Below are 22079 nucleotides of genomic sequence, written 5' to 3' on the forward strand. Positions count from 1 at the left end.
GCGCGCACAGCGCGCGCGCCAGCAAAAAGCCCCGCTCATGGCAGCGGGGCTTTTTGTTTGCCGGCGGCGGCGACTGGCGTCAGGCCATCGCCGCCTTGACCGCTTCGCCGAGCTGGTACACCGCCAGCGCGTAGAAGAAGCTGCGGTTGTAGCGCGTGAGCACGTAGAAATTGCGCAGGCCCAGCATGTAGTCGGTGGTCTCGCCCGGCGTGGGCAGGTCCACCACCAGCACGCCGGTCTCGCCTTCGCGCGCGAGGTCGATCGGCTCGTCCACGCGCAGGCCGGCCTTGAGCAACTGGCTGAGCGTGCGGGTCGGCCAGGGCTCGCCGTCGGCCGCGGCCGTGGCGATGCCGCGGCTGCCTTCGTCGGGCGCGATGCGCCACGCCACCGGGCGGCCCTGTTCCCAGCCGTGCAGCTGCAGGAAGCGGCCCACGCTGCCGATGGCGTCGGTGGGGCTGTTGCGCAGGTCGATGTGGCCGTCGCCGTCGTAGTCGATGGCGTACTCGCGCAGGCTGGTGGGCATGAACTGCGGGATGCCGATCGCGCCGGCGTAGGAGCCCAGCACCGAGAACACGTCGGTGCCGGTGTCGCGGCACCACAGCAGGTAGTCGGAGAGCTGGTTGCGGAACAGCGTGGTGCGGGCCTCGCGGTTGGGCGTGTCGGGGTAGTCGAAGGCCAGCGTGGAGAGCGAGTCGATCACGCGGAACGTGCCCATGTCGCGCCCGTAGATGGTCTCCACGCCGATGATGCCGACGATCACCGAGGCCGGCACGCCGAACTCGGCCTCGGCGCGGCGCAGCGTGTCGCGGTTCTGCTGCCAGAAGCGCACGCCGGCGTTGATGCGGATCGGCTCGATGAAGCGCGAGCGGTAGGCGCGCCAGCTTTTGCGCCCCGGCGTGGCCGGCGGCATGATCAGGCGCGCCACCGTGGACGAATAGACGGTCTGGCCGAACCAGTCTTCGAGCGTGGCGCGCGGGAAGCCGTGGCGCGCCACCATGTCGTCGATGAACGCGCGGCTCCTGGGGTTGTCGCGGTAGCGGCCCGGCTCGATCTCTTCTTCGCGCACGCTCACGCGGCGCTTGCCGGCCGCAAGCAGGGCGGGGGAGACGCCGCACAAGCTCAATGCGGCAGCGGAAAGCGCGGCGCCCAGCAAGGGGCGGCGCAAGGAGCGCTGGATGTCGGTCATGGTGTCCTTTGCAAGTCGCTGCGAGTATAGCGGATGGTGCGCGCGCGGCGCCCCGCTGGGTGGCCGCGCCGGCATGTGCTAACGTAGCGATTGGAGACAACCATAAAGCAAGAAGACATGCCGACAGGCTTCTACACGCATCCCGAATTCCTGCTGCATGAGATGGGGCATTTTCATCCGGAATGCCCGGAGCGCCTGCAGGCCATCGAGGACCAGTTGATCTCGCACGGCATGGATGGCCTGCTGGACCGGCGCGAAGCCCCGCCCGCCACGGCCGAGCAGATCGGGCGCGTGCACCGGCCGGAATACGTCGCCAGCCTGGCCGCCGCCAGCCCCGCCAGCGGCTATCACCCGATCGATCCCGACACGCTGATGAACAGCCACACGCTGGCCGCCGCCGGGCTGGCCGCCGGCGCCGCCGTGGCCGCCACCGACGCGGTGATCGCCGGCGAGATCGAGAACGCCTTCTGCTGCGTGCGCCCGCCCGGCCACCACGCCGAGCCGGACCGCGCGATGGGCTTCTGCTTCTACAACAACGTGGCGGTGGCGGCGCGCCACGCGCTGGCCGCGCACGGGCTGGAGCGGGTGGCCATCGTCGATTTCGACGTGCACCACGGCAACGGCACCGAGGCGGCGTTCCGCTGCGACCAGCGGGTGCTGATGTGCAGCTTCTTCCAGCACCCGTTCTATCCCTACAGCGGCACCGAGCACATCGCCGCCAACATGTCGAACATCCCGCTGCCGGCCTATACCAACGGGCTGGCGGTGCGCGAGGTGGTGGAGACGATCTGGCTGCCGCGCCTGCACGACTTCAAGCCGCAGATGCTGTTCATCTCGGCGGGCTTCGATGCCCACCGCGAGGACGACCTCGGGCAGATGGGCCTGGTCGAGCAGGACTACGCCTGGATCACCGCGCAACTGATGGAAGTGGCCCGCGCCCACGCCAGCGGGCGCATCGTCAGTTGCCTGGAGGGCGGCTACAACCTCAGCGCGCTCGGGCGCAGCGTGCTGGCGCACCTCAAGGTGCTGCTCGAACAATAAGAAACAGCAAATACAGGAGACCGCCGGCATGGCAGAAACCGACAACCGCGCGGCCACGCCGCTGCTGGCCGAGAGCCTGGACGCCGCGGGCGTGCTGCGGCTGACCATGAACCGCCCCGAGGCCTTCAACGCCTTGTCCGAGGGCCTGCTCGACGCGCTCGCCGCCGCGTTCTCCCGCATCGCCGCCGATCCCGCCGTGCGCGTGGTGGTGCTGGCCGGGGCCGGGCGCGCCTTCTGCGCCGGCCACGACCTGCGCGAGATGCGCGCCAGCCCGTCGCATGCCTACTACCGCGCGCTGTTCGACCGCTGCACGCGCATGATGATGGCGATCCACAAGATGCCGCAGCCGGTGATCGCGCGCGTGCAGGGCATCGCCACCGCCGCCGGCTGCCAGCTGGTGGCGATGTGCGACCTGGCGGTGGCGGCCGACGACGCCCGCTTCGCGGTGTCCGGCGTCAACCTCGGCCTGTTCTGCTCGACGCCGGGCGTGGCGCTGTCGCGCGACGTCTCGCGCAAGCAGGCGCTGGAGATGCTGCTGACCGGCGACATGATCGATGCGGCACAGGCGCGCGAGCGCGGCCTGGTCAACCGCGTGGTGCCGGCCGACGCGCTTGACGCCGAGGTCGCGCGTCTGGCCGCCAGCATCTGCGCCAAGCCGGCCGCGGCGGTGGCCGCCGGCAAGGGGCTGTTCTACCGCCAACTGGAGATGGGTATCGAGGCGGCCTACCAGCTGGCCGGCCAGACGATGGCCTGCAACATGATGGACGACGCGGCACTGGAAGGCGTGCAGGCCTTCCTGGACAAGCGGCCCCCTTCGTGGCGGGGCGCCTAAGCAGCTTTTTGCCGTTCCATATGCCGTGAACATATAAAGACATCGGCAAAAAGTCGTTTCTGGTATGAAGCGGATCGCTTAAAATGCGAGCTTCGCCAAAAAAACAAGATGCGGCAACAGCGCTTGAGACATTTCTCGCCTGTTGCCGTTTTCATTTCACATGATCGAACTGCAAGGTCTATCGCAGCGCTTTCCCGGCGGGTCGGGCGAAGTGCATGCATTGCGGGATGTCAGCCTGTCCATCGCCCCCGGCGAGGTCTTCGGCATCATCGGCCGCAGCGGCGCCGGCAAGAGCACGCTGGTGCGCGCCATCAACCTGCTCAACCGGCCCAGCGCCGGCCGCGTGATCGTCGCCGGCCAGGACCTGACCGCGCTCGGCAGCGGCGCGCTGCGCCAGGCCCGCCGCGACATCGGCATGATCTTCCAGCATTTCAACCTGCTGTCGTCGCGCACCGTGTACGACAACGTGGCGCTGCCACTGGAGCTGGCCGGCAAGTCCAGGAGCGAGATCTCCGCGACGGTGCTGCCGCTGCTGGATCTGGTCGGCCTGTCGGCGCTGAAGGACCGCTATCCCGCCCAGATCAGCGGCGGGCAGAAGCAGCGCGTGGGCATCGCCCGCGCGCTGGCGAGCAAGCCCAAGGTGCTGCTGTCCGACGAGGCCACCTCGGCGCTCGACCCGGAAACCACGCGCGCCATCCTGGAGCTGCTGCGCCAGATCAACCGCGACCTGGGCCTGACCATCGTCATGATCACGCACCAGATGGAAGTGATCAAACAGGTGTGCGACCGCGTGGCCGTGCTCGAAGCCGGGCAGGTGGTGGAAAGCGGCCGCGTGATCGACGTCTTCCTGCGCCCGCAGCACGAGGTCACGCGCGCCATGATCGGCGACGTGATCGCGCAGGAGCTGCCGGCGAGCGTGCTCAAGCGCGTGGAAAGCCGGCTCGGCAACGGCCGCGACCACGTCTACCGCCTCGCCTTCACCGGCGCCGGCGTGGACCAGCCGGTGCTGGCCCAGGCCATCCGCCGCCACGGGCTGGACTTCAACATCCTGCACGGGCACATCGACGAGATCCAGGGGCAGGCCTTCGGCTCGCTGGCCATCATGGCCACCGGCGAGCCGGCCGACGTCAAGGCCGCGATGGCCTTCCTGCAGGAGCAAGGCGTGGTAGTGGAGGAGATCGAGCATGTGGTCTGAAATGTTTGACCTGTTCCTGACCTCGTTCAACGAGACCCTGCTGATGGTGGGCATCTCGGGCGTGGTCGGGGCGCTGTTCGGCGTGCCGCTGGGCGTGCTGCTGCACCTGACCAACCGCGGCGGCGTGCTGTCGCACCCGCTGTTCAACCGCACCATTGGCGTGGTGGTCAACGCGGTGCGCTCGATCCCGTTCATCATCCTGCTGGTGGTGGTGATCCCGTTTACTCGCTTCATCGTCGGCTCGTCGATCGGCACCACGGCGGCCGTGGTGCCGCTGACCATCGCCGCGATCCCGTTCATCGCGCGGCTGGTGGAAAGCGCGCTGCGCGAAGTCGACAAGGGCCTGGTGGAAGCGGCCCAGTCGATGGGCGCGACCACCGGCCAGATCGTCATGAAGGTGCTGCTGCCCGAGGCCATGCCCGGCATCGTGGCGGGCCTGACCATCACCTTCGTCAGCCTGGTGGGCTACTCGGCGATGGCCGGCGCCATCGGCGGCGGCGGGCTGGGCGACCTCGGCATCCGCTACGGCTACCAGCGCTACATCACCGAGGTGATGGTGGCGGTGGTGCTGATCCTGATCGTCTTCGTGCAGGCGGTGCAGAGCTTCGGCGACTGGCTGGTGCGGCGCATCAGCCATAAGTAAGCGATAGGCAAGCGATAAGTCAGCGCCGGGACATGCGGAAGAAAACCGGCAATCAGAGCATTCGGGAAACAAGGAAGCCAGTCATGCAACGTCGCAACGTGCTGCAATGGATCGCCGGCGCCGCCATCGGCGCCGCCTTCGCCACCGGCGCCATCGCGCAGGAAAAGCCGATCAAGGTCGGCGTCACGGGCGGCCCGCACGCCCAGATCATGGAGCAGGTGAAGAAGGTCGCGGCCAGGGACGGCCTCAACATCCAGCTGGTGGAGTTCAGCGACTACATCCAGCCCAACGCCGCGCTGGCCGCGGGCGACCTCGACGCCAACAGCTACCAGCACCTGCCGTACCTGGAAGCGCAGATCAAGGACCGCGGCTACAAGTTCACCCACGTCGGCTTCACCGTGACCTTCCCGATGGGCGTGTACTCGAAGAAGCTCAAGTCGCTCGACCAGCTCAAGGACGGCGCGCGCGTGGGCGTGCCCAACGACCCCACCAACGGCGGCCGCGGCCTGCTGCTGCTGCAGAGCAAGGGCATCATCAAGCTGCGCCCGGATGCCGGCCTGAAGGCCACGCCGCTGGACATCGTGTCCAACCCGAAGAAGATCAGGATCGTGGAACTGGACGCGGCCCAGTTGCCGCGCTCGCTGGACGACCTCGACGCCGCCGCCATCAACGGCAACTATGCCGAGTCCGCCGGCCTGTCGCCGACCAAGGACGCGATCGCGATGGAAGGCCCGAAGGGCCCCTATGCCAACCTGATCGCCATCCGCGAGGCCGACCGGAACAAGCCGTGGGTGGCCAAGCTGGTGAAGGCCTACCACTCGCCCGAGGTCAAGCAGTACGTGCTGAGCACGTACAAGGATTCGGTGATTACCGCCTGGTAAGTTGGAGAAAAACCCGCAGACCGGCGTGCCGCTGGGCAGTCCGCGGCACAATGGCGCGAGGTTTTCACGCTGCCGGGCTATGCCCGGCAATTCTTTGCCGATAAAATAGTACGACCGTTCGAAAAACAAGAAGGCCGCCGACCCGGTGGTTATAATGGCGGGCGAACCAAATTTCTGACTATCGACTATCAGTGGAGTGAGCGCATGAAAGTACTCGTCGCAGTCAAGCGCGTGGTGGATTACAACGTCAAGGTCCGGGTCAAGTCGGACGGCACGGGCGTGGATCTGGCCAACGTCAAGATGAGCATGAACCCGTTTGACGAAATCGCCGTGGAAGAAGCGGTGCGCCTGAAGGAAGCCGGCGTGGCGACCGAGGTGATCGCCGTGTCGTGCGGCGTGGCGCAATGCCAGGAAACCCTGCGCACCGCGATGGCGATCGGCGCCGACCGCGGCATCCTGGTCGAGTCGAACGAAGACCTGCAGCCGCTGGCCGTGGCCAAGCTGCTCAAGGCACTGGTCGAGAAGGAACAGCCGCAGCTGGTGATCCTGGGCAAGCAGGCCATCGACGACGACTCCAACCAGACCGGCCAGATGCTGGCCGCGCTGGCGGGCCTGCCGCAAGCCACCTTCGCCTCCAAGGTGACGGTCGCCGATGGCCGGGCCTCGGTGACGCGCGAAGTGGACGGCGGCCTGGAAACGCTGTCGCTCAAGCTGCCGGCGGTGGTCACCACCGACCTGCGCCTGAACGAGCCGCGCTACGTCACGCTGCCCAACATCATGAAGGCCAAGAAGAAGCCGCTCGAGACCGTCAAGCCCGAGGACCTCGGCGTCGACGTCGCGCCGCGCCTGAAGACCGTCAAGGTCGTCGAGCCGCCCAAGCGCAGCGCGGGTGTGATGGTGCCGGACGTCGCGACGCTGGTGCAGAAGCTGAAGAACGAAGCCAAGGTCATCTGAGCGCCAGGAGATAAAACATGACTGCACTCGTCATTGCTGAACACGACAACCAATCCATCAAGTCGGCCACGCTGAACACCGTGACCGCGGCCGTCCAGTGCGGCGGCGACGTCCACGTGCTGGTTGCCGGCGCCAATGCCAAGGCCGCCGCCGAGGCCGCCGCCAAGATCGCCGGCGTGGCCAAGGTGCTGCTGGCCGACGCGCCGTACTTCGGCGACGGCCTGGCCGAGAACATCGCCGAGCAGGTGCTGGCCATCGCCAGCGACTACAGCCACATCCTGGCGCCCGCCACCGCCTACGGCAAGAACATCCTGCCGCGCGTGGCCGCCAAGCTGGACGTGGCCCAACTGTCGGACATCACCAAGGTCGACAGCCCGGACACCTTCGAGCGCCCGATCTACGCCGGCAACGCGATCTCGATCGTGCAGTCGTCGGACAAGGTCAAGGTCATCACCGTGCGCGGCACCGGCTTCGACGCCGCCGCCACCGAAGGCGGCTCGGCCGCCGTGGAGAACCTGCCGGCCGTGGCCGACACGGGTATCTCGCAATTCGTCTCGCGCGAAGTCACCAAGAGCGACCGCCCGGAACTGACCGCCGCCAAGATCATCGTGTCCGGCGGCCGCGGCGTGGGCTCGGGCGAGAACTACACCAAGGTGCTGACGCCGCTGGCCGACAAGCTGAACGCCGCGATGGGCGCCTCGCGCGCCGCGGTGGACGCCGGCTTCGTGCCGAACGACTACCAGGTCGGGCAGACCGGCAAGATCGTCGCGCCGCAGCTGTACATCGCCGTCGGCATCTCGGGCGCGATCCAGCATCTGGCCGGCATGAAGGACTCCAAGGTGATCGTGGCGATCAACAAGGACGCCGAGGCGCCGATCTTCTCGGTGGCCGACTACGGCCTGGTCGGCGACCTGAACACCGTCGTGCCGGAACTGGTGGCGGCGCTGGGCTGATCGCGCGGGCCCGCAGGGCCCGGCCAGAAAGTGCAAGCCGTTCCGGGTCCGCCCGCGAACGGCTTTTTCATACATACCCGGAGACATCGATGACCTATCGTGCCCCGCTCAAGGACATGCTGTTCGTGATGAACGAACTGGCTGGCCTCGACGCAGTCAGCAAGCTGCCCGGTTTCGAGGACGCCACGCCGGAGACGGCGCAGGCGGTGCTCGACGAGGCGGCCAAGTTCAACGAGCAGGTGGTGGCGCCGCTCAACCGCATCGGCGACACCGCCCCCAGCAGCTGGAAGGACGGCGTGGTGACGACCACGGCCGGCTTCAAGGAAGCCTTCCGCCAGTTCGCCGAAGGCGGCTGGCAGGGCGTGCTGCATTCGCCGGACTTCGGCGGCCAGGGCCTGCCCAAGCTGATCGCCACCGCCTGCAACGAGATGCTCAACAGCGCCAACCTGTCGTTCGCGCTGTGCCCGCTGCTGACCGACGGCGCCATCGAGGCGCTGCTCACCGCCGGCAGCGACGCGCAGAAGGCCGTCTTCCTGCCCAGGCTGATCTCGGGCGAGTGGACTGGCACCATGAACCTGACCGAGCCGCAGGCCGGCTCGGACCTGGCCGCGGTGCGCACGCGCGCCGAGCCGCAGGGCGACGGCACCTACAAGGTGTTCGGCACCAAGATCTTCATCACCTACGGCGAGCACGACATGGCACAGAACATCGTCCATCTCGTGCTGGCGCGCACGCCCGATGCGCCCGAGGGCGTGAAGGGCATCTCGCTGTTCATCGTGCCCAAGTTCCTGGTCAACGAAGACGGCTCCACCGGCGCGCGCAACGACGTGCACTGCGTGTCGATCGAGCACAAGCTCGGCATCAAGGCCAGCCCCACCGCCGTGCTGCAGTTCGGCGACCACGGCGGCGCCATCGGCACGCTGGTGGGCGAGGAGAACCGCGGCCTCGAGTACATGTTCATCATGATGAACTCGGCGCGCTTCTCGGTCGGCATGCAGGGCGTGGCGGTGTCCGAGCGCGCCTACCAGCAGGCCGTGGCCTTCGCCCGCGAGCGCGTGCAGAGCCGCCCGGTCGACGGCTCCGCGCGCGAGGCGGTCACCATCATCCACCATCCCGACGTCAAGCGCATGCTGATGACCATGCGCGCGCTGACCGAAGGCGCGCGCGCGGTGGCCTACGTGGCCGCGGGCGCGTGCGACACCGCGCACCGGCACCCGGACGAGGCCGTGCGCCGGCAGTCCCAGGCCTTCTACGAGTTCCTGGTTCCCGTCGTCAAGGGCTGGAGCACCGAGCTGTCGATCGAAGTCACCAGCCTCGGCGTGCAGGTGCACGGCGGCATGGGCTTCATCGAGGAGACCGGCGCCGCGCAGCACTACCGCGACGCGCGCATCCTGCCGATCTACGAAGGCACCACCGCCATCCAGGCCAACGACCTGGTCGGGCGCAAGACCGCGCGCGACGGCGGCGCGACCGCGCGCGCGATCTGCGCGCAGATCGCCGAGACCGAGGCCGCGCTGGGTAAGCAGGGCGGCGCGGCCTTCGTGGCGGTGCAGGCGCAACTGGCGCGGGGCCGCGCGGCGCTCGAAGCCGCGGTGGCGTTCGTGGCCGGCCATGCCAAGACGGACCCCAACGCGGTGTTCGCCGGCAGCGTGCCTTACCTGAAGCTGTGCGGCATCGTGTTCTCGGGCTGGCAGCTCGCCCGCGCGATGCTGGCCGCGCAGGCGAAGCACGGCGAGGACGCGGCGTTCCACGGCGCCAAGATCGCCACGGCGCATTTCTTCGCCGAGCACATCCTGTCGCAGGCATCGGGTTTGCGCGATGCCATCGTGGCCGGCGCGGCGCCGGTCAATGCCTTGAGCGAAGCGCAGTTCTGACGGCGGTGGCGGTGCGGTAGAAACAAGAAGGGCGGCCCCGAAAGGGTCGCCCTTTTTGCTGATAAAGCGCCGTTTAACGCGCCGCGTGCCGAGGGGTTGCTTCCCTTTCCCGCACGCGGCGTGCAGACCGGAGAAGGAAGACCGCAAGCCGGCCCGGCCGGCCGCTCAGGCCACCGCGGGGCGGTGCGCGGCGCGCGCGCCCGGCTGCTTGAGGTAGCGCGTCACCGACAGGTCGTCCGCGCGGATGGCCGGCGAGGTGCCGGACACCAGGTCCGACAGCAGCTTGCCCGAGCCGCAGGCCATGGTCCAGCCCAGCGTGCCGTGGCCGGTGTTGAGCCACAGGCCCTTGAGCGGCGTGGGGCCGACGATGGGCGTGCCGTCCGGCGTCATCGGGCGCAGGCCGGTCCAGAAGGTGGCGCGGCTGACGTCGCCGGCGCCCGGGAACAGGTCGGTCACCACGTGCTCGAGCGTGCGGCGCTTGGACGGGTCCAGCGAACGGTCGTAGCCGACGATCTGGGCCATGCCGCCCACGCGGATGCGGTCGTCGAAGCGCGTGATGGCGACCTTGTAGGTCTCGTCGAGCACGGTCGACACCGGGCTGCGCTCCGCGTCGGCCATCGGCACGGTGATGGAGAAACCCTTGAGCGGGTAGACCGGCAGGTTCGAGAGGCCCGGCAGGATGTTCTTCAGGAACGGCGTCGACCAGCTTCCCAGCGCCACCACCACGAGGTCGGCCGTCACCGGCTGGCCGCCGATCATCGCGCCGGTGACGGTGTCGCCGCGGGTCAGCAGCCCGTCGATGGTGCGCTCGTAGTGGAACTTCACGCCGAGGCCCTCGGCCATCGCCGCGAGCTGGGTGGTGAACAACTGGCAGTCGCCGGTTTCGTCGTTGGGCAGCCGCAGGCCGCCGCTCAGCTTGTGGCTGACCGCGGCCAGCGCCGGTTCGCTCGCGGCGAGATCCCCGCGCGACAGCAACTGGTAGGGCACGCCGGCCTGCTCGAGCACGGCGATGTCCTTGGCGGCGCCGTCGAGCTGCTCCTGCGTGCGGAAGACCTGCAGCGTGCCTTGCTGGCGGCCTTCGTAGGCGATGCCGGTATCGGCGCGCAGCGCGCGGATGCAGTCGCGGCTGTACTCGGCCAGCCGCACCATGCGTTCCTTGTTGGTGGCGTAGCGCTCGGCCGAGCAGTTCATCAGCATCTGCCACATCCACTGCAGCTGGAACAGCGTGCCGTCCGGGCGCACCGACAGCGGCGCGTGTTCCTGGAACATCCACTTGATGGCCTTGAGCGGCACCCCGGGCGCGGCCCACGGCGATGCGTAGCCGGGCGAGATCTGCCCGGCGTTGGCGAAACTGGTGCCGAGCGCGGGCGCGGCCTCGCGGTCGATCACGGTGACTTCGTGGCCGGCGCGGGCCAGATACCAGGCGCTTGTCACGCCAATTACACCGCTGCCAAGGACGAGAACTCGCATAGTCGGGGGCTCGAAACCAAAAAAGAGGGTGGATAAAGTAATTCTCTCTATACTATTTAAATATATGCAGTCATAGTTATCGTAATTTTCAAGGAAACAGGAACTACTCATGAGAACGAGTCGGCAACCGGTGCGCAGCCTCGACCGGCTGGACCGCAAGATCCTGGCGCTGCTCCAGGCCGACGGGCGGATGTCGATGAAAGAGCTGGCCGAGGCCGTCGGGCTGACCATCACGCCCTGCATCGAGCGGGTCAAGCGCATGGAGCGCGACGGCGTGATCATGGGCTACTACGCGCGGCTCAATCCGGCCCTGCTGGGCAGCGGCCTGCTGGTGTTCGTGGAGATCTCGCTGGGCAACAAGTCCGGCAACATGTTCGAGCAGTTCCGCCGCGAGGTCTCGCGCATCCCGGAAGTGCTCGAATGCCATCTGGTGTCCGGCGATTTCGACTACCTCATCAAGGCGCGCATCCGCGAGATCGGCGAGTACCGCCGCCTGCTCGGCGACATCCTGCTGCAGCTGCCCGGCGCCGCGCAGTCCAAGAGCTACGTGGTGATGGAGGAAATCAAGGAGACGCTGGCGATCGCCGTCGACGAAAAGGCGCCGCTCGCCTGAGGGCGGCCCGCCAGCCCGCGGCGCTTTCCCGCGCGCCGCCACGCCCCCGGAAAATCTGCATGCGGCGCCTCGATACTGTATATTTATACAGTATATCGTAACGCGCAGCAGGAGTTGTCATGGCGTCACTCAAGACCGGTTTCCAGCGCGGCCGCGGGGCGCTTTCCAACGTCGAATCCCGCTTCGACGGCTGGTCGCGCGAGCCCGACGACGACGACCTCGCGGCGGTCCTGGAAGCCCACGGCGAGCTGCCCCCGCGCAAGACCATCGTGGTCCTCGAAGCGGCGAAATCGATCATCACGCGCAACCAGTCGCCCGACATCCCGTTCGACCAGTCGATCAACGTCTACCGCGGCTGCGAGCACGGCTGCTCGTACTGCTTCGCGCGCCCGACCCACGCCTACCTCGGGCTGTCGCCGGGGCTGGACTTCGAGACGCAGCTGTTCGCCAAGCCGAACGCGGCCGAGCTGCTGCGGCGGGAACTGAGCAAGAAGCACTACGTGCCCTCGGTGATCGCGCTCGGCACCAATACCGACCCTTACCAGCCGATCGAGCGGGAGCACCGGCTGACGCGCGCCATCCTGGAGGTGCTGGAGGAATTCAACCATCCGGTGGCCATCACGACCAAATCGTCGCTGGTCACGCGCGACGCCGACATCCTCGCCCGCATGGCGGCCAAGGGCCTGGCCCGGGTCTACGTCTCGATCGGCACGCTCGACGCGGACATCGCCCGGCGGCTCGAGCCGCGCGCCAATACGCCGGCCAGGCGCATGGAGGGCGTGCGGCGCCTGGCCGGGCAGGGCATTCCCACCGGTGTCATCGTGGCGCCGATCATTCCGGCGCTGACGGACTTCGACATCGAGCGCGTGCTCGAGACCGCCGCCGGGGCCGGCGCCGGGGCGGCCGGCTACGTCATGCTGCGCCTGCCGCTGGAGGTGCGCGACCTCTTCGTCGAATGGCTGGAGCAGCACTACCCGGGGCGGCGCCGCCACGTCATGAGCCTGATCGAGCAGATCCGCGACGGCAAGCACAACCAGTCCGAATTCGGCCAGCGCATGCGCGGCACCGGCATCTTCGCCGAGCTGGTCGGCAAGCGCTTCGCGCAGGCCTGCCGCCGCTTCGGGCTCAACCAGCAGCGCCCGCCCTTGCGGGCCGACCTGTTCCGCGTGCCGGAGCCGCTGTCCGCGCAGCAGTCGCTGTTCTGAAGCGCCGCGCGCGGTGTCCGCCCTCGCTGGCCTACACCGCCGCGCGCCGCAGGCGCAGCGCATTGGAGACCACCGACACCGAGCTCAGGCTCATGGCCAGCGCGGCGAACATCGGCGACAGCAGCATCCCGGTCGCGCCATACAGGACGCCGGCCGCCAGCGGCACGCCCAGCGCGTTGTAGACGAAGGCAAAGCCGAGGTTCTGCTTCATGTTGCGGATGGTCGCCTCGGACAGCTTGCGGGCGCGGGCGATGCCGCGCAGGTCGCCCTTCACCAGCGTGACCTGGGCGCTGTTCATGGCCACGTCCGTGCCGGTGCCCATCGCGATGCCGACGTCGGCCTTGGCCAGCGCCGGCGCATCGTTGATGCCGTCCCCGGCCATCGCCACCACGCGGCCTTCCTGCTGGAGCCGGGCGACCAGCGCCAGCTTGTCCGCCGGCCTGACCTCGCCGTGGTATTCGCCGATCCCCAGCTTGCCGGCCACGGCCCTGGCCGTGGCCACGCCGTCGCCGGTGGCCATCACCACGCGGATGCCCTGCGCCTGCAGGCTGCGCAGCGCTTCCGGCGTGGTCGCCTTGATCGGGTCCGACACCGCCAGCAGGCCGGCCAGCGTGCCGTCGACGGCCAGGTACATGACGCTCGCGCCCTGCGCGCGCAGGCCGTCGCCGGCCTCGCTCAGGGCGGCGGCGGAGACGCCCGCGGCCGCCATCAGCACGGTATTGCCGAGCGCGAGTTTGCGGCCCGCCACGGTGCCCCGCACGCCGATGCCGGTGCCCGACTCGAAATCCGCGGCCGTGTCGAGCGGCAGGTTCTGCCGGCGCGCCGCCTCGACCAGCGCGGCCGCCAGCGGATGCTCGCTGCCCTGGTCGAGGCTGGCCGCCAGGCGCAGCACTTCCTGGTCGGAGAATCCGTTGATGCCGAGGCCGCGCTCGAAGGCCGGGCGGCCTTCCGTGAGCGTCCCGGTCTTGTCGACGATCAGCGTGTCGACCTTGCGCAGGTTCTCGATGGCCGACGCATCGCGGAACAGCACGCCGTTCGACGCGCCCTTGCCGCTGGCGACCATGATGGACATCGGGGTCGCCAGCCCGAGCGCGCACGGGCAGGCGATGATCAGCACCGCGACGGCGTTGATGAGGCCGTACACCCAGCCTGGCTGCGGGCCCCACAATCCCCACGCCAGGAACGTGAGCACGGCGACGGCGATGACCACGGCCACGAACACGCCGGCCACCTTGTCCGCCATGCGCTGCATCGGCGCCTTCGAGCGCTGCGCCTGCGCCACCATCTGCACGATCTGCGACAGCACGGTCTGGGAGCCGATTTTCTCGGACACGATGACCAGGCTGCCGGTGGCGTTCATGGTCGCGCCGATGACGTGGTCGCCAGCGCGCTTGGTCACGGGCATCGGCTCCCCGGTAATCATCGACTCGTCGACCGAGCTGCCGCCTTCGGCCACCACGCCGTCGACCGGCACCTTCTCGCCCGGCCGCACGCGCAGGCGGTCGCCCACGTGCACGTGGGCCAGCGGCACATCTTCCTCGCTGCCGTCGGCGTTGAGGCGGCGCGCCGTCTTCGGCGCGAGGCCGAGCAGCGAGCGGATCGCCGCCGAGGTCTGCGAGCGGGCCTTGATCTCCAGCAGCTGGCCGACCAGCGTCAGCGAGATGATGACCGCGGCGGCTTCGAAATACACGCCGATGCGGCCATGCATGGCGAAGTCCTGCGGGAACAGCCCCGGCGCCACCGTGGCGACGACGCTGTAGACATAGGCCGCGCCGGTGCCGAGGCCGATCAGCGTCCACATGTTGGGGCTGCGCTGCGCGAACGAGCGCACGCAGCGCGCAAGGAACGGATACCCCGCCCACAGCACGACCGGCGTGGACAGCGCCAGCTCGACCCAGCTTTGCGTCGCGGCCGCCATCCAGCCGAGCTGGTGCCCGAACATGGCCAGCACGAACACCACGGCGGTCAGCGGCAGGGTCCACCAGAAGCGCCGCTGGAAGTCCGCCAGCTCGGGGTTCTCCTCCGCTTCCAGTTCCGGCATGAGCGGCTCGAGCGTCATGCCGCATTTCGGGCAGTTGCCGGGATGGTCCTGCCGGATCTCCGGATGCATGGGGCAGGTGTAGATGGTGCCTTCCTGCGCCGGCGCGGCGTCCGGGGATTGGCGGGGGCCGGGCGCCGGCGCGTGGGCGTGATGGTGGTGATGGTCGTGGTCGTGCGGATGGCCGCCGGCGCCCATGCCGCCGTCCTGGGGCGGATGGACGTGCTGATGGGTTTCGCCCTGCGCGGGTTCGTGACGGTCCATTCGGCGGCGCTCCTTTCGGTTGAGCCACGCGCGCGCCTGTCGCGCGCCGGCGTTGGCATCATAGGCGCATCGCGCGGCCGCTTGCTGATGTGGCGCAAACCGTGGCGAACCGACGGCATGGCGGCGTCATGGCGGCGGCGGGCCGCCGCGTGGCTGGCTGGAACGGGAAGGCGCGGCGCATGGCCGCGTTGGGCGGCGGGCCGCGTGGCCGCGGTTACTGCGAGAGCGCCCGCGCCGCCTCGACCTGGGATTCGAAGAAGGTCTGGAAGCTGATGGCGAGGCCGGCCATCAGCAGGCCGGTGCCGATCAGCAGCGACAGGATGACCAGGATCACCACCGGCCAGCCCGAGCGGGTGGGCTGGCCGTGCGGGTTGAAGCGCGCGTCCCATTTGTCGTCGGCGCGCAGCCCGTACACGATGGCGGTGAGGAAGGCGGCGATCAGCGAGGTGCCGCCGGCCACCGCGAAGGTCCAGTTCAGCGCGGGCGAGCCGGCCCCGGTCTGCATCGACGCCACGCCGATGGCGCCGGCCAGCGTGGCCAGCAGGTGGGCCCAGCCGAATTTGTCGCGCAGCCCGCCCAGGTAGAAGCGGTGCAGCCCGAGGCTGCCGCACAGGAAGGCCAGGGCGACCGTGGCCAGCTTGGATTTGCCGGTGGCGGCGGTCTTGGCGGCGGCGGGGACTTGGGTGGCGACGGGCATGGGCGGCGACGAAGTGAGGGCCGGCGGAACCTGCCGGCGGGGGCGGTCACGGGCCAGCCGTGCTGGCGCCGGCGCTCATTGTACGCCGCCGCATGATGCCGGCAATGCGCACGATGCCGCACGGGCGCGCCGCCGCCGCGGCGCGCGCGGGGCGGATCGGCAATCGGGGGAAAGGGCGCAAAAGCGGGCGCAAAAGCGGGCGTAAAAGCGGGAAAATCCGGGCGCGGAGCCCGATCCGGCGATCCGGCTAGCGGCCGCCGTCGCGTCCGCGCGCCTGCCAGCCGGGGCCGACGCCGGAGTTGCGCTGCTCGCCGCGCACCGGGTCCGCCTGCGCGCTGCGCTCGGACGGGCGGGCGCGCTCGTCCTCGCGTTCCTGGGGCGGCAGCGCGCGGCCGCTGAGGCGGTCGTCGGCGCGCGCGCGCGCTTCCATGCGTTCGATCTGGGCGCGCACGTGATCCTGCCGTTCGGCGCGCACGCTGGCCATTTCCCAGCCGCCCTGGCCCGCCTGCGCGCGGGCATTAGCCAGGCTCCGGCCGTCGGGCCGGCTATGTTGCCAGAACGCGACCTGGGCATGGCCGGCGCCGCTGAGGCCGAGCAGAAGCACGGCCAGCAGGATGCCCGCCACCGGGTCGCGCAGGAGAGTGCGGGGGAACATGCGGAATCCCAGTTTCCTGTCGCGCGGCGATGTTGTCGGAAGATGGAATCATGGTACGCACGCGCATCCGGCGCGCCTATGCAAAAGCCGTTACCGGTGTAACGGATTGTTTCGCCCCCACCGCCGCGTCATGACGCAGCGGTGAAACCCCGGCGTGCTTCATTTGGCGGCGCTTATTTCGCGGCGCCCATTTCATGGCGCGTAGCGGATGCGGTAGATCGCGCCCGCCATGTCGTCGCTGACCAGCAGCGAGCCGTCGGGCGCCACCTGCACGTCGACCGGCCGGCCCCACGGCCGGCCGTCCTGCAGCCAGCCTTGCGCGAACACCTCGCTGCGCACGGCCTGGCCGCGCCCGTCGAGCACCACCCGGACCACGCGGTAGCCGACCGGCTGGCTGCGGTTCCAGCTGCCATGTTCGGCAATAAAGATATTGTTGCGATATTCGGCAGGAAATTGCGATCCGGCATAGAAGCGCATGCCGAGCGCGGCAACGTGGGCGCCGAGCCTGGCCGCCGGCGGCGCGAACTCGGCGCAGGCGCGCTGCTTGCCGAATTCCGGGTCGGCGATGTCGCCGGCATGGCAGTACGGATAGCCGAAGTGCTGGCCGGCGCGGGCGAGGTGGTTGAGCTCGTCGTCGGGCACGTCGTCGCCGAGGTTGTCGCGGCCGTTGTCGGTAAACCAGAGCTCGCGCGTGCCGGGCTGCCAGTCGAAGCCGACCGTGTTGCGCACGCCGCGCGCCACCACCTGCAGGTCGCTGCCGTCGGGCTTCATCTTCATGATGTTGGCGTAGCGGTTCTCGTCCGGCTTGCAGATATTGCACGGCGCGCCGACCGGCACGTAGAGATAGCCGTCCGGGCCGAACGCGATGAACTTCCAGCCGTGGTGCGTTTCGCCGGGAAAGCGGTCGCTCACCACGACGGGCGCGGGCGGATTGTCCAGGCGGGCTTCCACGCCGTCGATGCGCACGATGCGCGAGGTCGAGGACGCATAGAGCGCGCCGTCGCGGAATGCCACGCCGACCGGCATGGTCAGCCCGGTGGCGACGGTGCGCACCTGCGGGTTGCCGGCGAGTGGCGCGGCGATGGCGTACACCTTGCCTTCGCCGCGCGTGCCCACGAACAGCGTGCCGGCCGGCGACATGGTCATGCCGCGCGCCTCGGGCACCGCCTGGCTCAGCACTTCGATGCGAAAGCCGGGCGGCAGCTTGATGCGGTCCAGCGGCAAGGCCTCGGCGGCGCCGGCCGCATGCCCGAGCCAGGCGCCGGCGGCAAGCCAGCCCGCCAGCAGGGCGCGGCGGGCGCGAATGTGAAGGTAGGAACGCATGCGATGCTCTCCTGTCGGGGTTTTCGCCACGATGCCCGTGGCAGGGTGTCGCGTCAATCGCTCTAAGTGTTTGTTTGGCCTCGGGATTTGGGCTATACTCTTGTGTTTCGTGTTCGAACATCAAGTTTTCTGAGGAATCACACCCATGGTCGTAATCCGTCTGGCTCGCGGTGGCAGCAAGAAGCGCCCGTTCTTCAACATCGTCGCCGCTGACTCGCGCAACCGTCGCGATGGCCGTTTCATCGAGCGTATCGGTTTCTACAATCCCCTGGCCGGCGCCAGCGAAGAAGGCCTGCGCCTGGTGCAGGACCGCCTGACCTACTGGACCGGCGTTGGCGCCCAGATGTCGCCGACCGTGGCCCGCCTGGTCAAGCAGAACGCCGCCAAGGCCGCTGCCTGATTGCTGTGACGCGCGTTTCGCGACGCGTGGCAGACGACACGTGACCGAACGCAAGCAAGGCGCCCCGGCGCGGCGGCCGCTGAATGTGCCGCTGGAACCCGCGGCCCGTCCGCAGTCCGCCGGCCAGAAGCCGGCGCCCAGGCCGCAGGCCGGATTGCCGGCCGCGCTGGCGTACACCGACGCGTTGCCGGACGACCTGATCGAAGTCGGCTACGTCGGCGCCGCATACGGAATCCGGGGCTGGATCAAGATCCAGCCGCACGCCGACGATGCCAGCGCGCTGCTGCACGCGCGCCGCTGGTGGCTGCTCAAGCCGCCGGCCGGCGTGCTGGGCGCGGCGGGCGCGGTGAGCGCCGAAGCCCTGTGCGTGAAGATCGCGCAGTCCCGCGAGCATAGCGGCACGGTGGTGGCGCAGGCGGTCGGCGTGTCCGACCGCAGCCACTCCGAAGCGCTCAAGGGCCGTCGTGTATGGATCCGCCGCGAGGATTTCCCCGCGCCGGACGAGAACGAGTTTTACTGGGTCGATCTGATCGGCTGCGCCGTGTCCAACGAACAGGGCGAGCTGCTGGGCGAAGTGTCCGGCCTGATCGACAACGGGGCTCACCAGATCCTGCAGGTGGCGCATGCCTTGCCCGACGGCAAGGCCGGCGAGCGCCTGATCCCGTTTGTCGATGCCTTCCTGCGCTCGGTCGATATCAAGGCCCGGCAGGTGGTGGTCGACTGGGGGCTGGATTACTGAGCGCCTGGCGACAGGCGCCGGGCCGGGCCCGGTGGGCAAGCCAAGGGAGAGGCGGATGCAGTTCGATGTGATCACGCTGTTTCCCGAGATGTTCCGCGCGCTGACCGACTGGGGTATTACCAGCCGGGCGGCGAAGCAGCAGCGCTATGCGCTGCGCACCTGGAATCCGCGCGATTTCACCACCGACAACTACCGTACCATCGACGACCGCCCGTATGGCGGCGGCCCTGGCATGGTGATGCTGGCCAGGCCGCTCGAGGACGCCATCGACGCGGCCTGCGCGGCCCAGCAGGCGGCGCGGGCCGATGCCCAGGTGGATGCGGCGGATACGGTGAAGCCGCACGTGGTGCTGATGTCGCCGCAGGGCGCGCCGCTGACGCACGCGAAGGTGATGTCGCTGGCGCAGCGCCCCGGGCTGGTGCTGCTGTGCGGGCGCTACGAGGCCATCGACCAGCGCCTGATCGAGCGGCGCGTGGACGAGGAAATCAGCCTCGGCGATTTCGTGCTGTCGGGCGGCGAGCTGCCGGCGATGGCGGTGATCGACGCGGTGGTCAGGCATCTGCCCGGCGTGCTCGGCGATGCGCAGTCGGCGGTGCAGGACAGCTTCGTCAACGGCCTGCTGGATTGCCCGCACTACACGCGGCCGGAAGAATACGAAGGCATGCGGGTGCCCGAGATACTGCTCGGGGGCCATCATGCCGAGATCGAGAAGTGGCGGCGCCAGCAGGCGCTCGCCAACACTGCGAGGAAGCGCCCCGACCTGATCGGGGCCGCCCGCAGCGCAGGTTTGCTCAGCCGCGCCGACGAGAAATTCCTGTCGGCGTGGCTGGCGAATGAAGGGCGGGAGTTCGCTCCCGTCAAGTGAAACCCCATCCTCTGCCGGGGCCCGGGCAACGCCCGGGGCATACAACGCCGGCATGATGGACAAGGAGAAGAAACGATGAACCTCATCGAGCTGATCGAGAAAGACGAAATCGCGCGCCTGACCGCGAACAAGACCATCCCCGCATTCGCACCCGGCGACACCGTGATCGTCAGCGTGAACGTGGTGGAAGGTAACCGCAAGCGCGTGCAGGCCTACGAAGGCGTCGTGATTGCCAAGCGCAACCGCGGCCTGAACTCGTCCTTCATCGTGCGCAAGATTTCCTCGGGTGAAGGCGTGGAACGCACGTTCCAGCTGTACTCGCCGCTGATCGCCGGTATCGAAGTGAAGCGCCGCGGCGACGTCCGCCGCGCCAAGCTGTACTACCTGCGTGAGCGTTCGGGCAAGTCCGCGCGTATCAAGGAAAAGCTGGCATACAAGGCAGCGCCCGCCAAGGCCGCAGCCGCCGAGTAAGCTGGTTGCCGTGGCCGGTCCGCCGGCCGTGGCTGCGCAAGAAGGGCACCTCCGGGTGCCCTTTTTGCATGGGTCCGCGCAAGCTGCGCTGCAAAGCGTCCTGTTGCATCGCGCAAAGACGGTTTTGCCCGTCATCTGTCATACTGCGAGGCGATATGCGTCCCGCCTTCGATCCCGAAACCCTACCCATCGTCTCCACCGATAGCAGCCATCCGGCCCTGCCCGAGGTGCGCCTGCGGCCGGACTTCGTGCGCCACCGGCTCAAGTCGCCGCCGGCGTGGGCGCCCGAGCTGACCGACGAATCGCGCATCTACGACCGCAGCGTGGCGCTGCGCGACGCCGCCGTGCTGGTGCCGCTGGTGGAGCGCGAGGATGGCCTGACGGTGCTGCTCACGCAGCGCAACGCCAACCTCAGCGCCCACGCGGGGCAGATCAGCTTTCCGGGCGGGCGCCACGAGCCGTCGGATGTCGACCGGGTGGACACCGCGCTGCGCGAGACGGAAGAAGAAGTGGGGCTGGTGCGGGACTACGTGGAAGTGCTGGGCGCGCTGCCCGACTACATCACGGGCACCGGATTCCACGTCAGCCCCGTGGTCGGGCTGGTCCGCAGCGGCTTCACGCTGCGCCCCGACGCGCGCGAGGTGGCGGACGTGTTCGAGGTGCCGCTCGGCTTCCTGATGGACCCATCCCATCACCAGCGGCGCCTGTTCCGCTGGGTCGACGGCGAACGGCTGTTCTACGCCATGCCATTCCCGCGCGAAAACGGCGGCTACCGCTTCATCTGGGGCGCCACCGCCGGCATGCTGCGCAATCTCTACCACCTGCTGGCGGCCTGAAGCCGCCCGCGTTCGGTTCAGGCCGCTGCCTGCCGCTGCGCGATGCAGTGGGGGCAGCTCTTGCCCACCACGTAGTGCGGGCTCTGCTGTTCCTCGGGCGTGACCACGGCGCGGCAGGCGAAGCACTGCTTGGGGCCGGCCGGCTCCAGGCTGGGATTCAGCGCGGTGCGGTAGTCGAACACGAAGCAGTCGCCCCGGTAGTGGCTGCCGCCCACTTCCTCGAAATATTTCAGGATGCCGCCCTCGAGCTGGTAGACATGCTCGATGCCGGCTTCCTGCATGTGGATGGCGGCCTTCTCGCAGCGGATGCCGCCGGTGCAGAACGACACCACGGTCTTGCCCTCGAATTCCGCCTTGTGCGCGGCGATGGCGGGCGGGAAGTCGCTGAACTTGGCGATGTCGTAGTCCACCGCGTGGGTGAAGGTGCCGACCGCCACCTCGAAATCGTTGCGGGTGTCGAGCATCACCACGGGGCGGCCGGCATCGTCGTGGCCCTGGTCGAGCCAGCGCTTCAGGTCCACCGGCCGCACCGCCGGCGCGCGCCCGGCTTCGGGGCGGATCAGCGGCATCTTCATGGTGATGATTTCCTTCTTCTCGCGCACCAGCATGCGTTTGAAGGGCTGGCTCTCCGACAGGCTTTCCTTGGGCGCGATGTCGGCGAAGCGCGGATCGGCGTGCAGCCAGCCCATGAAGCCGTCGATGGCCGCGCGGCTGCCGGCCAGGAACATGTTGATGCCCTCCGGCGCGAGCAGGATGGTGCCCTTCAGGCCCAGGGCCTCGCAGCGCGCGCGCATGTCCGGGCGCAGGGCCGGAATATCGTCCAGCGTGACGAATTTATAAGCGGAGATGTTGACGATCTGCATAGCGGAGGCGCGCCCGGCCGCGCGCCTTGCGGCCGCGCGGTAACTGCCTGATTGGAAAGGCGAAATTATAGCGCCTCGGAG

At 68.8% G+C, this 22079-nt stretch carries 22 protein-coding genes; 15 read left to right on the forward strand and 7 right to left on the reverse strand.

The window, feature by feature from the left end; translation table 11 throughout:
- Positions 1 to 79: 79 nt before the first annotated feature.
- On the reverse strand, positions 80 to 1186 hold the full coding sequence (mltB, locus tag K206_RS0103350) for a lytic murein transglycosylase B (RefSeq protein WP_020200994.1): 1107 nt from the start codon (positions 1184 to 1186) through the stop codon (positions 80 to 82).
- A gap of 117 nt (positions 1187 to 1303) precedes the next feature.
- Between mltB and K206_RS0103355 the strand changes: the two genes are divergently transcribed.
- The 8 genes from K206_RS0103355 (at position 1304) to K206_RS0103390 (ending at position 9559) form a co-directional block, all read left to right on the forward strand.
- Positions 1304 to 2227 carry a histone deacetylase family protein gene (locus K206_RS0103355; RefSeq protein ID WP_020200995.1) on the forward strand — a complete coding sequence of 308 codons (924 nt, stop codon included), beginning with the start codon at positions 1304 to 1306 and terminating at the stop codon, positions 2225 to 2227.
- 28 nt (positions 2228 to 2255) lie between these two features.
- A complete protein-coding gene (locus tag K206_RS0103360; protein WP_020200996.1) occupies positions 2256 to 3059 on the forward strand; it encodes an enoyl-CoA hydratase in 804 nt (267 codons plus the stop codon).
- A gap of 160 nt (positions 3060 to 3219) precedes the next feature.
- Positions 3220 to 4254, forward strand: a complete 1035-nt coding sequence (locus tag K206_RS0103365) for a methionine ABC transporter ATP-binding protein (protein ID WP_020200997.1) — start codon at positions 3220 to 3222, stop codon at positions 4252 to 4254.
- Positions 4244 to 4897, forward strand: a complete 654-nt coding sequence (locus tag K206_RS0103370; RefSeq protein ID WP_029043184.1) for a methionine ABC transporter permease — start codon at positions 4244 to 4246, stop codon at positions 4895 to 4897. Before K206_RS0103365 ends, K206_RS0103370 begins: the two co-directional genes overlap by 11 nt.
- Positions 4898 to 4980: 83 nt before the next feature.
- Positions 4981 to 5778, forward strand: a complete 798-nt coding sequence (locus K206_RS0103375) for a MetQ/NlpA family ABC transporter substrate-binding protein (RefSeq protein WP_020200999.1) — start codon at positions 4981 to 4983, stop codon at positions 5776 to 5778.
- A gap of 204 nt (positions 5779 to 5982) precedes the next feature.
- Positions 5983 to 6732, forward strand: a complete 750-nt coding sequence (locus K206_RS0103380) for an electron transfer flavoprotein subunit beta/FixA family protein (protein ID WP_020201000.1) — start codon at positions 5983 to 5985, stop codon at positions 6730 to 6732.
- 17 nt (positions 6733 to 6749) lie between these two features.
- A complete protein-coding gene (locus K206_RS0103385) occupies positions 6750 to 7685 on the forward strand; it encodes an electron transfer flavoprotein subunit alpha/FixB family protein (RefSeq protein ID WP_020201001.1) in 936 nt (311 codons plus the stop codon).
- An 89-nt stretch (positions 7686 to 7774) separates the two neighbouring features.
- Positions 7775 to 9559: an acyl-CoA dehydrogenase gene (locus K206_RS0103390; RefSeq protein WP_020201002.1), complete on the forward strand. Its 1785-nt coding sequence runs from the start codon at positions 7775 to 7777 to the stop codon at positions 9557 to 9559.
- Positions 9560 to 9724: 165 nt separating this feature from the next.
- Here the strand turns inward: K206_RS0103390 and K206_RS0103395 are convergent, their stop codons facing one another.
- A complete protein-coding gene (locus K206_RS0103395; RefSeq protein WP_029043185.1) occupies positions 9725 to 11029 on the reverse strand; it encodes a D-amino acid dehydrogenase in 1305 nt (434 codons plus the stop codon).
- 109 nt (positions 11030 to 11138) lie between these two features.
- Between K206_RS0103395 and K206_RS0103400 the strand changes: the two genes are divergently transcribed.
- On the forward strand, positions 11139 to 11642 hold the full coding sequence (locus tag K206_RS0103400) for an Lrp/AsnC ligand binding domain-containing protein (protein ID WP_029043186.1): 504 nt from the start codon (positions 11139 to 11141) through the stop codon (positions 11640 to 11642).
- A gap of 119 nt (positions 11643 to 11761) precedes the next feature.
- Positions 11762 to 12847, forward strand: a complete 1086-nt coding sequence (locus K206_RS0103405) for a PA0069 family radical SAM protein (protein ID WP_020201005.1) — start codon at positions 11762 to 11764, stop codon at positions 12845 to 12847.
- A 31-nt stretch (positions 12848 to 12878) separates the two neighbouring features.
- Here the strand turns inward: K206_RS0103405 and K206_RS0103410 are convergent, their stop codons facing one another.
- The 4 genes from K206_RS0103410 to K206_RS0103425 form a co-directional block, all read right to left on the reverse strand.
- Positions 12879 to 15149: a copper-translocating P-type ATPase gene (locus K206_RS0103410; RefSeq protein ID WP_020201006.1), complete on the reverse strand. Its 2271-nt coding sequence runs from the start codon at positions 15147 to 15149 to the stop codon at positions 12879 to 12881.
- 214 nt (positions 15150 to 15363) lie between these two features.
- The gene (locus tag K206_RS0103415) at positions 15364 to 15846 is read right to left on the reverse strand and encodes a TM2 domain-containing protein (protein ID WP_020201007.1); all 483 of its coding nucleotides are present in this window, start codon (positions 15844 to 15846) and stop codon (positions 15364 to 15366) included.
- A gap of 247 nt (positions 15847 to 16093) precedes the next feature.
- A complete protein-coding gene (locus K206_RS0103420; protein WP_020201008.1) occupies positions 16094 to 16501 on the reverse strand; it encodes a hypothetical protein in 408 nt (135 codons plus the stop codon).
- Positions 16502 to 16693: 192 nt separating this feature from the next.
- A complete protein-coding gene (locus K206_RS0103425; protein WP_020201009.1) occupies positions 16694 to 17824 on the reverse strand; it encodes a sorbosone dehydrogenase family protein in 1131 nt (376 codons plus the stop codon).
- Positions 17825 to 17969: 145 nt separating this feature from the next.
- Between K206_RS0103425 and rpsP the strand changes: the two genes are divergently transcribed.
- The 5 genes from rpsP to K206_RS0103450 all read left to right on the forward strand — a co-directional run bounded on the left by rpsP (position 17970) and on the right by K206_RS0103450 (position 21135).
- Entirely contained in the window at positions 17970 to 18224 is a 255-nt protein-coding gene (gene rpsP / locus K206_RS0103430) for a 30S ribosomal protein S16 (protein ID WP_020201010.1), read from the forward strand.
- A 40-nt stretch (positions 18225 to 18264) separates the two neighbouring features.
- A complete protein-coding gene (gene rimM / locus K206_RS0103435; RefSeq protein WP_020201011.1) occupies positions 18265 to 18963 on the forward strand; it encodes a ribosome maturation factor RimM in 699 nt (232 codons plus the stop codon).
- A 55-nt stretch (positions 18964 to 19018) separates the two neighbouring features.
- On the forward strand, positions 19019 to 19828 hold the full coding sequence (gene trmD / locus K206_RS0103440; protein ID WP_020201012.1) for a tRNA (guanosine(37)-N1)-methyltransferase TrmD: 810 nt from the start codon (positions 19019 to 19021) through the stop codon (positions 19826 to 19828).
- A 75-nt stretch (positions 19829 to 19903) separates the two neighbouring features.
- Complete coding sequence (gene rplS, locus K206_RS0103445; RefSeq protein WP_020201013.1) at positions 19904 to 20299, forward strand: 50S ribosomal protein L19; 396 nt, start codon at positions 19904 to 19906, stop codon at positions 20297 to 20299.
- Between the two features lie 155 nt (positions 20300 to 20454).
- Positions 20455 to 21135, forward strand: a complete 681-nt coding sequence (locus K206_RS0103450) for a CoA pyrophosphatase (RefSeq protein ID WP_020201014.1) — start codon at positions 20455 to 20457, stop codon at positions 21133 to 21135.
- 17 nt (positions 21136 to 21152) lie between these two features.
- Here the strand turns inward: K206_RS0103450 and K206_RS0103455 are convergent, their stop codons facing one another.
- Positions 21153 to 21998 carry a sulfurtransferase gene (locus tag K206_RS0103455; RefSeq protein WP_020201015.1) on the reverse strand — a complete coding sequence of 282 codons (846 nt, stop codon included), beginning with the start codon at positions 21996 to 21998 and terminating at the stop codon, positions 21153 to 21155.
- Positions 21999 to 22079: the final 81 nt, after the last annotated feature.

Source organism: Cupriavidus sp. WS (genome assembly GCF_000395345.1).
In the GTDB taxonomy this organism is placed as follows: Bacteria; Pseudomonadota; Gammaproteobacteria; order Burkholderiales; family Burkholderiaceae; genus Cupriavidus; species Cupriavidus basilensis_B.

Bases quoted from the DNA above. Each gene is read 5' to 3' on its own strand.
- mltB (WP_020200994.1), bottom strand. From the start codon at position 1,186: ATGACCGACATCCAGCGCTCCTTGCGCCGCCCCTTGCTGGGCGCCGCG.
- K206_RS0103355 (WP_020200995.1), top strand. From the start codon at position 1,304: ATGCCGACAGGCTTCTACACGCATCCCGAATTCCTGCTGCATGAGATG.
- K206_RS0103360 (WP_020200996.1), top strand. From the start codon at position 2,256: ATGGCAGAAACCGACAACCGCGCGGCCACGCCGCTGCTGGCCGAGAGC.
- K206_RS0103365 (WP_020200997.1), top strand. From the start codon at position 3,220: ATGATCGAACTGCAAGGTCTATCGCAGCGCTTTCCCGGCGGGTCGGGC.
- K206_RS0103370 (WP_029043184.1), top strand. From the start codon at position 4,244: ATGTGGTCTGAAATGTTTGACCTGTTCCTGACCTCGTTCAACGAGACC.
- K206_RS0103375 (WP_020200999.1), top strand. From the start codon at position 4,981: ATGCAACGTCGCAACGTGCTGCAATGGATCGCCGGCGCCGCCATCGGC.
- K206_RS0103380 (WP_020201000.1), top strand. From the start codon at position 5,983: ATGAAAGTACTCGTCGCAGTCAAGCGCGTGGTGGATTACAACGTCAAG.
- K206_RS0103385 (WP_020201001.1), top strand. From the start codon at position 6,750: ATGACTGCACTCGTCATTGCTGAACACGACAACCAATCCATCAAGTCG.
- K206_RS0103390 (WP_020201002.1), top strand. From the start codon at position 7,775: ATGACCTATCGTGCCCCGCTCAAGGACATGCTGTTCGTGATGAACGAA.
- K206_RS0103395 (WP_029043185.1), bottom strand. From the start codon at position 11,029: ATGCGAGTTCTCGTCCTTGGCAGCGGTGTAATTGGCGTGACAAGCGCC.
- K206_RS0103400 (WP_029043186.1), top strand. From the start codon at position 11,139: ATGAGAACGAGTCGGCAACCGGTGCGCAGCCTCGACCGGCTGGACCGC.
- K206_RS0103405 (WP_020201005.1), top strand. From the start codon at position 11,762: ATGGCGTCACTCAAGACCGGTTTCCAGCGCGGCCGCGGGGCGCTTTCC.
- K206_RS0103410 (WP_020201006.1), bottom strand. From the start codon at position 15,149: ATGGACCGTCACGAACCCGCGCAGGGCGAAACCCATCAGCACGTCCAT.
- K206_RS0103415 (WP_020201007.1), bottom strand. From the start codon at position 15,846: ATGCCCGTCGCCACCCAAGTCCCCGCCGCCGCCAAGACCGCCGCCACC.
- K206_RS0103420 (WP_020201008.1), bottom strand. From the start codon at position 16,501: ATGTTCCCCCGCACTCTCCTGCGCGACCCGGTGGCGGGCATCCTGCTG.
- K206_RS0103425 (WP_020201009.1), bottom strand. From the start codon at position 17,824: ATGCGTTCCTACCTTCACATTCGCGCCCGCCGCGCCCTGCTGGCGGGC.
- rpsP (WP_020201010.1), top strand. From the start codon at position 17,970: ATGGTCGTAATCCGTCTGGCTCGCGGTGGCAGCAAGAAGCGCCCGTTC.
- trmD (WP_020201012.1), top strand. From the start codon at position 19,019: ATGCAGTTCGATGTGATCACGCTGTTTCCCGAGATGTTCCGCGCGCTG.
- rplS (WP_020201013.1), top strand. From the start codon at position 19,904: ATGAACCTCATCGAGCTGATCGAGAAAGACGAAATCGCGCGCCTGACC.
- K206_RS0103450 (WP_020201014.1), top strand. From the start codon at position 20,455: ATGCGTCCCGCCTTCGATCCCGAAACCCTACCCATCGTCTCCACCGAT.
- K206_RS0103455 (WP_020201015.1), bottom strand. From the start codon at position 21,998: ATGCAGATCGTCAACATCTCCGCTTATAAATTCGTCACGCTGGACGAT.